The organism is Megasphaera sp. AM44-1BH, assembly GCF_003467125.1.
GTDB lineage: Bacteria > Bacillota > Negativicutes > Veillonellales > Megasphaeraceae > Megasphaera.
In genome coordinates, this window is the sequence record NZ_QSFA01000041.1 from 1 (window position 1) to 7,722 (window position 7,722).

At 52.6% G+C, this 7,722-nt stretch carries 2 protein-coding genes; both read right to left on the reverse strand.

The features are described from left to right. On the reverse strand, positions 1–6,416 hold a 6,416-nt coding region (locus tag DW949_RS13295; RefSeq protein WP_158570691.1), incomplete at its 3' end, for an ESPR-type extended signal peptide-containing protein. A gap of 514 nt (positions 6,417–6,930) precedes the next feature. Beyond that, a partial coding sequence (locus tag DW949_RS13300) for an S-layer homology domain-containing protein (RefSeq protein ID WP_199595933.1) occupies positions 6,931–7,722 on the reverse strand: 792 nt, incomplete at its 5' end.

Below are 7,722 nucleotides of genomic sequence, written 5' to 3' on the forward strand. Positions count from 1 at the left end.
TTCTTGTTATCGAGACCATTCAGATAATTGCCGTTTTCAGGGTTGCTATCACCAGCCGTATTGGCCTGTTTGCCCAGAGTCATGGCGCTGTCACCGGAACCAATGACTACCTGGCCGTTGGAGCCATTGATGGCAACCTGCTTATTGGAATCGTTGCCCAGGATGATATCATCATTCAGGTTCACCGTGTGATCATCATTCACGGTGATGTTTTTGCCGCTCTTGGCTTCCGAAGCTTTGGCTTCATTCTTGGCCAGCTGCTTCACATCGCCGATACTGGCCGCATTATTGTCGCCGGCATCTTTATACTGTTTGCCATCGATGCCACTTCCGATGTTGGTAATCTGCTTGGCTCCGCCGTTGATGCCCTGATCCGTAATCGTGATGTCACCGACTTTGACCTTGTTGGTTTCCACGCCATCACTGTTGATAGTAGTATTCCCGGCTTTGATGCTGCCGTCTTTGGTTAAATCTACATCTTTGTTCAGTTCAACTTTTATGGCTTTATTATCCATATCAACAGAAGTCTTGATGTTCCCAGCTTTTTCTACAGTCCCATCAGCCTTGTAAGTGGTATCGCCCTTAATCTGGATAGCCCTGCCAAGGTCCTGTTTCACAACCTTGTCAGTACCTTTTTCATCAGAACTCAGCGCAAAACCACCGCCGTTTGCCTCGTTGGTAATGGAACCGGCAACATCCCGGAGCTGACCTTCCGTCGCGGCCCGGTTTTCCGTCACATGGTCCTTGTCCCACTTGGTGTTATCAAGACCGGTAATATAGTTGCCATTGGCCGGATTCTTGGTATCAGAATTATCCTGTCCGCCAATGGTGATTTTGTTGTCACCGCCCACCGTAACCTTGGTAAAGTCCGGGGTATCGGTCATGACGATTTCCAGTCCGTCGCCACTCTTGCGGACGCCCAGGTTCTTGCTGGATGCCTTGGCTACAGCGTCTTTATCCAAGCCGCCTTTAATGGACAGGGTTTCATTCAACTTCCGGGTGACTTCCTGGCCGTCGTTGCCCACGAATTTCAGGCCGTCGTCCAGGGTGGCCACGGTCTGGGCATTCTGGCCAGCCTTGTCGGTATATACAATGCGGGTGATGTCCGTGCCGCCAAGATTTTCCTTGCCGGTCTTGCCGTCTTCGCCCTTCTGTCCTTTTTCCGTCTTGATGATGGTAGTGCTGTACCCTTGTTTGCCGTCGGTCCCCGGCAGGCCATCTTTGCCGGTCAGGCCAAGGGTGCCTTCCTGGCCGTCCGTACCATCTTTGCCTAAAGCCAGCTTGTCGTTGAGATTGATATTGTAAGTCATCAGGCCATCGCTGTCTTTTTTGGCCGCAATCATCAGGTTGCCATTCTGGGTATCATATTCCCCATAGGCATTGGCTCCCGGTTCAGCTGTTGCCGGATTGGATTTATCGTTCACCGTGACCACCGTACGCTTGCCGGCGGCCGCAGCGGCGTTGTTGATGGCTTCGCTGACTTTGGCCAGCTGGTCTTCCGTAGCCGCCCGGCCGCTCTGGATTTTTTTGCTGTCCCAGTTGGTGTTCTTCAGTCCGGTGATGTAATAATCATCATTGGAGTTGGCGCTTTCCGTGCCATCGGCATTCTTGCCGCTCTGGACGCCGATCACGATACCGCCACTGTAGGTGTCTCCGGTTTTGACGCCGCCTACGCGGACCGTATTGAACCGTACATCGTCAGCAGTGGAAATGGTCACGTTATCCGTATCGACTGTATCGCCGGTAATGGTGATGTTCTGGCCCTGAATCAGATTGACTTTGGGGTTCGTCGGCGTTACGGCTTTTTGCTTCGTGCCGTTAACATCCAGTTCCCAGCCCTTGTTTACTGTATCGATTACCGGCTGGACGGTGGTGTTGGCGATATTCTTCACATCGCCGATATTGGCCCCGTTGGTCAGGGTATTGTAGGTCGGATTTTTATCAGCGTCAGTGCCATCGGAGCCGCTGCCCATGTTGTTGACCTGGTTGCCACCGAAGGAAATCTTGTCGCCGTTGATGACCACATGCTTGGTTTCATCTGTTTTATCGTTGGTGATGGTAATGCCGCTGTCGTTCTGGACGGTCTTGCCAGTGGTGACGGAATTCAGGCCTTTCAGGTCCTTGGCCAGTTTCACCGTCAGGGTATCGGTGCCGTTGGAAACCACGCCGATGTTGTTGTCGGTGAGAGCATCCTTACTGGTCACGCCGCCGTTGATGGTGGTCTTCTGGTTCATGGTGCGGGCAAAGCCGGTGCTGTCGGGTGTGCCGTCGGTTTTGATATCCCCGGCGTAGATCTGGCCATCATCCATGGTGGCGATATCGTGGCGGAGCCCCTGGGCATCCTGGTACCCCAGCCGGGTGGACTTGGTTTCGTTGTCAGACGTGGTGATGTTCTTGCCGCCCGTCAGAGTCTTGTCCCCATAATGGACACTGGTGTCCGCCTTGGCGGCTTTGCCATCCTTATCCTGCTGGTCCTTGTTCCCCGTATAAATCACGTTATCAGTGATTACAGTAGTGAAGGTGGGCTTTTCATCCATGAGGATGGAGATATCCCCGTTTTCGGCGATGCGGGTGGTCAGGTTGGCCGTGCTGTAGCTGTGGTTGTCCCTTTCGTCACTGGCCTTGATGGCAATGGTGTCGCCGAGCTTGCGGCTGACCACCTTGTAGCCCTTGTAGTTGTCCGTGGTATTGGATACATCCTTGGAGTTGGTGGTGAAACTGAGGCCCGCCGCTTTCAGCTGGGCCACGTTCACGGCATCCGTATCCAGAGAACCGGCTGCCACACCGGTGATTTGGCGGGTCATCAGGCTGCCTTCTGCGTCGTTGCCGATGGCAATGGCGTTGGCTTTGGAAACCCAGGCTGCGGAAGTATTGCTGGAAGCCTTTCCGGTCAGCACATCATAGCCTATGGAACCGCTGGAACGGTTAGCCAGAGCCCCACTGCCCAGAGCCACGCTGTCCGCCAGTTTGGCTTGTGCGCCGTTTCCGATGGCAGCAGCATTAGCAGCTGTTTCATCCACCGTACCGCCCAGAGCCGCCAGTGAATTTTCTGCCGCAGCTGTAGAATATTCTCCAAAAGCTACTGAATACTTCCCGCTGGCGGTAGAATCACTGCCAAATGCCGTGGCACTTTCTCCGCTGGCAAGGGTCCGTTCCCCAAAAGCAGTAGCCCGTTTTTCCGTAGCCTTGGTTTCCTGACCAAAGGCAGTGGCATTGTTGCCGCTGGCAGTGGTCCGTTCGCCGAAGGATACGGCATTATCTCCGCTGGCCACATTGTTGGCCGGTTCTGCCGTAGTATCCGTCTGCTGCCCGCCAAAAGCCAGGGCATACTGGCCTGTCGCCGTGCCATACTGGCCGATGACCGTGGCGCCGAAGCCGTCTGCTTTGGCCTTATAGCCGATGGCAACGGCGTTTTCTGCATCCTTCGTTGTGGATGCACTGACACCGGCTGCCATGGAATTTTTAGCCACAGCACCTTCGTTGGTATAGTTGGTATCTGTTTCCGTATCGGGAGACCAGACGCTGTAGTCATGCATATTGACCTTCTGGGTGGCCGCTTTCAGCTGGGCCACGTTGACGGCATCCGTATCCAGAGTACCAGCAGCCAGATTGTTCAGCTGGCGGGTAATGGCCGTGGCAGTGATTTTGCCATCCCCATCCCGTTCTTCTGCCCGGCCGATGGAAACGGCTTCGTCCGTGGACTGCCAGGTTGAAGTATCATCCACAGAAGCCACGCCGGTATGCGGATCGTAGCCTTCTATATTTTTATCGGCACCAGATTTGGAATTCTTGCCCAAAACGATGGAATTGGCCCGCCAAGCGTTGGTCCCTTCGCCGATGGCAATGGCGTTTTCACCCCAGACCCCGCTATTCTGGCCGATAGCAATACCATGGGCCGTGGTCCCGGCTCCAGATCCCAGGGCAATGCTGTAATTCCCCCAGGCTCCTCCGCCACCCAGAGCAACGGCATTTTGTCCCGTGGCATTGGAACCGGCACCTACGGCAGCGGACTGGTATCCGGAAGACTGGGCTCCATAACCTACAGCCGTGCCCGTATTGGAAGCCTTGGTTTCTGTGCCTACGCCGGTACTCTGGTAAGCCACACTGGCATTCTGGCCCAGAGCCACCCCATAGGAACCTGTGACGGAAGCATTGGATCCGATGGCCGTACCACTAGTTAAACTTCCGCTGATATGGGCGCCCCCAATGACCGTAGAATCCGAAATGGAATCGCTCCAATACCCGCCAACAGTAGAGTTCTTGCCGATAGCCGTCACATTGGTCCCTTTGGCACTGGCCCCGCCAATGGCGGTAGAATAACTGCCCTGGACAGAAGTCCCATAGCCCAACGCGGTGGAATGATCCCCTGAAGCCACGGAGCTATTGCCTACGGCCGTGGCATAGGCATAGTTGGCATTGGCCCCCTGTCCTACTGCCGTGGAATTCGTATCACCGGCATGGCCGCCCACAGCCGTACTCTGAGACCCAGTAGCCGAAGAACCCCATCCAATGGCCGTAGCCTGATTCGTGGTAGCGTTGGCACTGTTTCCCACTGAAACAGATTGATGGCCCGTGGCCGAACCGCCTACGGTAATTGCCTGGCCGCCGCTAGTGGCAGAGCCGGCTCCGATGGCGATTTCGTTGGCGCTGTTGGTATGACCTCCGATGGCGATGGAGTTATCCCCTGCGGCAGAAGCCGCATTGATATAGCCCCAGTTATCCTTCGAAGAGCCGATGGCAATGGAATAGTTTCCGATGGCATGGCCACCTACAGACGTGGAATAAGAGCCCTGAGCCGTAGAACCATACCCTACTTCCACAGAATGGCCTCCTTTGGCGTGGCCCCCTACCGCTACCGAGTAAGCACTTTGGGCGGTGGAACCGGTTCCTACCTGCACCGCATAGTACCCTTGGGCATGTCCGCCGATAGCGACAGAGCCTTCCTGCTGTGCACTGGTCCCGGAACCGATGGATACGCTGTCCTTCCCCATGGCTGCAGCCCGGTATCCGTAAGCGGAGGCATCTTCTCCCGACGCATAGGTCTGGGTACCCACGGCTGTAGCATTGTTCCCCTTGGCCATGGCACTGACCCCGGCCGCCAAGGCATTGTTCCCGGTGGCTCCATCGTTCAGGTAGTTGTTGTTCCCAGCTGCATCCGTTGCTTCCGTGGTCTTCACGCTGTAATAATGGGTCATGGCTTCTTTCAGCTGGGCCAGGTTGACTGCGTCGCTGTCTTCACTGCCGGCGGCCACATGGGTGATCTGACGGCTGGCACCGCCATTGCCAATGGACAGAGCCCCTTCCCCGGACTGCCAAGCTGTACCAGTCTTGACGGATGTAGTGCCCGTCTTAGGGTCCCAGCCGGTAACGCCGCCGGAGCGGTCTGCTTCCGAACCTTTGCCCAAGGCAATAGAACCTTCCACGCTGGCCTTTGTTTCCTTGCCGATGGCTACACCATTTTCTTTGGCTACGGCCGTATCACCTACGGCTACAGCCGAATTATCGGCCGTGGATCGGTAACCGACGGCTACGGCATTACTACCGTTGGCGGTGACTTCTGTGCCGGCAGCGATAGAGTTGTCCGCAGACTGATAGAGTGTGACAGAATAAAGATGGTCCGTATTGTCGGATTTCTGGTAGTTGTAAACCGGCTTACCATCTTTCTGGTCAGACTTACTGGCATCGCTGGTGATTTCGGTTTTGGTCACTTCTTCACCGGTAGCCGGATCTTTTTCTGTATACGTATGGACATATTGGGGTGTAGTGGTGGTATTGCCATCTGCATCACGGAACACCTGGGGCACCTGAGTGGGATTGCCATCCTTATCTTTGTACCAGACAGCCTTTTCTGCATCAGTAGTCTTATTACCATCTGCATCGGCATAGTAGGTGATAGGTTTGTTGGTAATTTTCGCTCCATTGCCGATAGCCGTGGAATTATCCCCTTCAGCATGATTGTTGTAGCCTACAGTCGTGGAGCCGCCAGATTCGGTGGAAGTAGTCAGATCAGCAGCTTTTCCTTCACTACTCACTAGCTGCGTATTATCTTTATTATCCATAGGCTGCCCATTCTTCGTCGTTTCCCCTTCCGCCACATTGCGCAAGGTATCTGAATTCGTGCCAATGGTCGTATTATTTTGTCCCTGAGCTTTTTCTCCTTTTGCAACGGTTTCTTTTCCAATAATGAGATTCCCCTGAGTATCATAGGCCGCTTTACCGCCATTGCCCAGGTCCACCGGCTCGGCCGCCAGTGCATAGGACGACAAACAGAGGGTAATAGCCAGAGTCAGTGCACCAATACGGCTTCTACTGCTCGTCCGCTGTGACTGTTCTTTTCCATGGCTTTTGGCCAGTTCCGACACGACAACATAGCAATTCCGTACTTTGTTGTAAATGACTTTGTAAATTTTGTTCATAAAGTCCCCCACCTTATTTACAGATATTCAATTTCCTGTTCTTAGTATCATTTCATTTACAATATAATTACCATAATATTGTAAAAATCATTACTATTTTAAACCTTAATCCGGAATACGTGTCAAATATCGTTTTGTTTATTGATGACTACACAAAATATAATGTAAAAATAACGTAATACTAATCGTACTCTACGAATAAATCATATTTAAACCAGAAAAATGTATAATATGCATTTATTTATTCTTAATTATTATGATAAAACTGAAAATTTGCTTACCCTGCTACTATATTTTGTCGTTTTTCATTAAAACGAAATATTTTTATACACTATTCTCTATGTTTAGGTTTTACGTTTTACGTTGTCGTAAAATGATGTGTTTTAGTAAAATTATTATATCAGGATAAAAAATTATAATAGATTGTATTCACATAGGATGGCATAACGAAAGAAGAGGTTGCTACAAAACGCTCTGTCAAAACCATTTTGCTGCAACCTCTCTCTATTTTTCACTATTTAGTTGTATTCTGAACGCGTACGCGCTGTACTGTCGGTTCTCCCTGATCCGTTTGATGAATGGTGTCTATGCGGATAAATTTCAATTCCTGGTTAAATTCCTTTGCCAGTTTTCCTAAGGTACCATCCTGATTCAGACCGGGATCCGATGCAGCTCCCATAGTGATAGCCCGGTAGACGATGGCAGCAAATTCATAGCGTGTCATCATGCGGTCACCGGCGAATTTTCCATCGGGATACCCCTTGAGGATACCTGCTTTGGCCAGTTTGGTTACGTATTCATAGGCCCAGTGGTTTTCCGGTACATCGGGGAACAAATCATTTCCTTTGTCCTGTATCGAACCGGTATCCACGCTGGTCAGTTTTTCAATGAGCGCGCTCTGGCGATTGACAATCTGATTGAGCTGTGCTACATTTTCCCGCAAATCCTTGATTTCTTTCGCCATGGCGACGCGGGACGTTGAAACGTGGTTGCCCTGGCCCAGTTTAAAGCTGACGCCGGCATTGACCATGTTTTCCCCGCCGCTGAAGGAGCCGCCGACGCTGAACATCGTGTCTTCATTAGGACGATAGTAGGCACCGATAGCGGCCGCATTGGCACCGCGGTAATTACCGTAGCCGGCTGCGAAATCCCACTTGTCGTCCGGGTCGAAATCCAGCGGATGGAGGGCTGCCAAGGCAGCGGCACCGGCACCGACGCGGTCTACGCGGGTTCCCAGCTTATTCACCGCTCCGCCCAGGTTGGAAATGGCCTGGCCTGCGGCGTACAACTGACTGCCATTGACGGC